The sequence below is a fragment of the Ruegeria sp. BHSB064 genome, from assembly GCF_059613205.1.
The window spans coordinates 1-3,503 of sequence record NZ_JBXWSB010000221.1 but is presented as its reverse complement, the minus strand read 5'-3'; the positions used below and the strand labels follow the sequence as shown (position 1 = coordinate 3,503).

The window sequence follows — 3,503 nt, the reverse complement described above, 5'->3', positions numbered from 1 at the left end:
ATCGAAGATGGCGGCATCGAGGTCGAGTACGAAGGCATGAAATCGTTCATCCGTCGTTCGGACCTGTCGCGTGACCGCGCCGAACAACGCCCCGAGCGTTTCTCGGTCGGTGACAAGGTCGACGTCCGCGTCACCAACGTTGACAGCAAGACCCGCCGTCTGGGCCTGTCGATCAAGGCACGCGAAATCGCCGAAGAGAAAGAGGCCGTGGAACAGTACGGTTCGTCCGACTCGGGCGCTTCGCTGGGCGACATCCTTGGTGCGGCGCTGAAGTCGGGCGACTAAGCCCGGGGCGCATCCCAAGTAAGTTTTTCGGCCTCGCACGGAAGTGCGGGGCCGTTTTTGTTGCGAATCAATATGTTCCAAATGACTTGCTTAATTGCGGTATTGTTCGCGCTTTAAGTGTGGAAAATCCCCTGTCCGGCAAAAATTCGCGTGAGAATATGGCAAAATAAAGCATCAGCGCGCAGAGTATCCGTTCCCCCAAACCGGATTTTTTCCTATACTGTCAAATCAGTAGACCTGACACACCGGCTGCCTGGGAGGGTATCACGCATGATCCGTTCAGAATTGATTCAGAAAATCGCTGACGAAAACCCGCATCTCTATCAGCGTGATGTCGAGCGGATCGTGAACACAGTGTTCGAAGAAGTCACCGATGCCATGTCACGTGGCGACCGTGTCGAGCTGCGTGGTTTCGGCGCGTTTTCGGTCAAAAAGCGCGATGCGCGTGTGGGCCGGAACCCACGTACCGGCGAGACGGTTCAGGTCGAGGAAAAATGTGTACCGTTTTTCAAAACTGGCAAGTTGCTAAGGGATCGATTGAACGGTAAAGCCTGACCCTATGATGCGCTACATTCGATACGCTTTTCTTGGGACTCTTGGGATCATCCTGATTTCAGTTTCTCTGGCCAATGTTGAGTCGGTTGAACTGAAACTGATGCCGGACCCGCTGGCTGAGTTGCTGGGGTTCAACCTGACCGCTTCGCTTCCCTTATTCCTGGTGGTTCTGGGCGGCGTTGTGGCCGGACTGATCATCGGATTCATTTGGGAATGGATGCGTGAACATAAGCATCGCCGTGACGCAACGGCGAAGAAAAGCGAAGTGCGCAAGCTTGAGCGCGAGGTCAAGAAGCTCAAGAGCAAGCAAAACGAGGGCAAAGATGACGTTCTGGCCCTTCTGGATGAGGCAAGCTGAGTCCAAGCCCCATGTCCGATGTTAGGTTCAAAATCTGCGGCCTGACCGCACCTGATCACGTGCGTGCGGCCGTTGAGGCCGGAGCAGGATATGTGGGTTTTGTTTTCTTTCCGAAGTCGCCGCGCCATCTGGACATCGCGCAAGCTGCGGCATTGACCCAATTGGTGCCACCGGGCGTGGCTAAGGTGGCATTGGTCGTCAATGCGACTGACGAAGAACTGGACGATATCGTGTCGGCAGTTCCACTGGATATGCTTCAATTGCACGGCAAGGAATCACCGCAGAGGGTGACTGAGGTCCGCGACCGTTTTGGACTGCCGGTGATGAAGGCAATCGGTGTAGCCGAAGCTGAGGATCTGACTGCAATAGATCTGTACTCCGAGGTGGCAGACCAATTGCTCATTGATGCAAAGCCACCGCGGGATTCGGAATTGCCCGGTGGAAATGGGTTAGCATTCGATTGGCGCTTGCTGGCCGGTCGGAAATATTGGCGGCGCCCGTGGATGCTGGCTGGCGGCCTGACGCCGCAAAACGTTGCTGAGGCTGCCAGGATGACCGGCGCGCGGCAGGTTGATGTCTCTTCGGGCGTCGAAAGCGCGCCGGGTCAAAAGGATGCTGGGCTCATCCGCGAATTTGCTGCCGCTTTGAGGTGATCTGATTTCGAATTCGCTGCGTATCCCCCGATACGGAGGGATGGATCATGCTGGCAGCAATCGGGGGTATCTCCTTGAAACACTGGTACAACGCGCCCGAGTTTTTCTGGCGCGCACGGCAGGCATATCATCAAGCAAAAGGTGATCCTTTGTGTTTGCACGCGGCTGTTTTCCGGCAAGACGGTCTCTATTTCTCACTCAGCGTTTGGCACGATATCGAGGCGATGCTGACCTTCGCGCAGTCTGGTCCTCATCGCCGCGTCATGATGACGGCAGATCGATTGGCGAATGTGAACCAATTTTATCATTTTCGCTGCATCGGTGTCCCGACGTCTGAGCAGGCTATTCAGGTCTGGCGGCAAAACACGCAGGTTGCGGAATGATGCGTTTTGCCCATGGCAAATCCCGCCGCCACCTCCTATGAACAACGGGTACGACGAGTGGAGACACCCATGGCCAACGATCTTTTCAATTCCTTCATGTCCGGCCCTGACGAGCAGGGACGTTTTGGCATTTTTGGTGGACGGTTTGTCAGTGAGACGCTGATGCCGCTGATCCTGTCACTGGAAGAGGAGTACAACAAAGCCAAGGACGATCCCACTTTCTGGGCCGAGATGGACGATCTGTGGGCCAACTACGTGGGCCGCCCCTCACCGCTGTATTTTGCGGAACGCCTGACCGAGCATCTGGGCGGCGCAAAGATTTACCTGAAGCGTGATGAGCTGAACCATACCGGCGCGCACAAAATCAACAACGTGCTGGGCCAGATCATTCTGGCGCGGCGTATGGGCAAGACCCGGATCATTGCGGAAACAGGGGCAGGGCAGCACGGCGTCGCCACCGCCACCGTCTGCGCCAAATTCGGGCTGAAGTGCATCGTCTACATGGGCGCGCATGACGTTCAGCGTCAGGCCCCGAACGTGTTCCGCATGCGTCTGTTGGGGGCTGAGGTGATCCCGGTAACTTCGGGTCGTGGGACGCTGAAAGACGCGATGAATGATGCGCTGCGTGACTGGGTGACCAACGTGCGCGACACGTTCTACTGCATCGGTACCGTAGCCGGCCCACATCCGTACCCGGCGATGGTGCGCGATTTCCAGTCGATCATCGGCAAGGAAGCCAAAGAGCAGATGATGAAAGCCGAAGGTCGTCTGCCCGACACGATCATCGCTGCTATTGGTGGTGGATCGAATGCGATGGGCCTGTTCTACCCGTTCCTCGACGACAAGGACGTGAATATCATCGGCGTTGAGGCCGGTGGCAAAGGCGTGAACGAGAAGATGGAGCACTGCGCTTCGCTGACCGGAGGCCGTCCGGGCGTGCTGCACGGCAACCGCACCTATCTGTTGCAGGATGATGATGGCCAGATTCTGGAAGGGTATTCGATCTCGGCTGGTCTCGACTATCCCGGTATCGGGCCCGAGCATTCCTGGCTGAACGACATTGGCCGGGCCAACTATGTCTCGATCACCGACAAAGAGGCGCTAGAGGCGTTCCAACTGTGTTGTGCGACCGAAGGCATCATCCCCGCGCTGGAGCCGTCTCACGCGCTGGCTCATGTGATGAAGATTGCGCCGGATCTACCCAAGGATCACCTGATCTGCATGAACATGTGCGGGCGCGGCGACAAAGACGTTCAGACCGTAGCGAAG

6 protein-coding genes are annotated in these 3,503 nt (G+C 56.8%); all 6 read left to right on the top strand.

From position 1 onward, the window contains the following. Positions 1-285 (top strand): S1 RNA-binding domain-containing protein (locus AC2FNU_RS24405; RefSeq protein ID WP_496794049.1); only part of this gene is annotated, 285 nt, incomplete at its 5' end. Positions 286-555: 270 nt separating this feature from the next. Beyond that, the gene (gene ihfB / locus AC2FNU_RS24400) at positions 556-840 is read left to right on the top strand and encodes an integration host factor subunit beta (protein WP_008758048.1); all 285 of its coding nucleotides are present in this window, start codon (positions 556-558) and stop codon (positions 838-840) included. A gap of 7 nt (positions 841-847) precedes the next feature. Beyond that, positions 848-1,198, top strand: coding sequence for a lipopolysaccharide assembly protein LapA domain-containing protein (locus AC2FNU_RS24395; protein ID WP_496794054.1), 351 nt, complete (start codon positions 848-850; stop codon positions 1,196-1,198). An 11-nt stretch (positions 1,199-1,209) separates the two neighbouring features. Continuing rightward, positions 1,210-1,851 carry a phosphoribosylanthranilate isomerase gene (locus AC2FNU_RS24390; RefSeq protein ID WP_496794045.1) on the top strand — a complete coding sequence of 214 codons (642 nt, stop codon included), beginning with the start codon at positions 1,210-1,212 and terminating at the stop codon, positions 1,849-1,851. 47 nt (positions 1,852-1,898) lie between these two features. Continuing rightward, a complete protein-coding gene (locus AC2FNU_RS24385) occupies positions 1,899-2,234 on the top strand; it encodes a hypothetical protein (protein WP_496794042.1) in 336 nt (111 codons plus the stop codon). Between the two features lie 69 nt (positions 2,235-2,303). After that, a partial coding sequence (trpB, locus tag AC2FNU_RS24380; protein ID WP_496794038.1) for a tryptophan synthase subunit beta occupies positions 2,304-3,503 on the top strand: 1,200 nt, incomplete at its 3' end.

Excerpts from the sequence above, each read along its gene's own strand:
- AC2FNU_RS24395 (WP_496794054.1), top strand. The coding sequence starts at position 848 with ATGCGCTACATTCGATACGCTTTTCTTGGGACTCTTGGGATCATCCTG.
- ihfB (WP_008758048.1), top strand. The coding sequence starts at position 556 with ATGATCCGTTCAGAATTGATTCAGAAAATCGCTGACGAAAACCCGCAT.
- AC2FNU_RS24390 (WP_496794045.1), top strand. The coding sequence starts at position 1,210 with ATGTCCGATGTTAGGTTCAAAATCTGCGGCCTGACCGCACCTGATCAC.
- AC2FNU_RS24385 (WP_496794042.1), top strand. The coding sequence starts at position 1,899 with ATGCTGGCAGCAATCGGGGGTATCTCCTTGAAACACTGGTACAACGCG.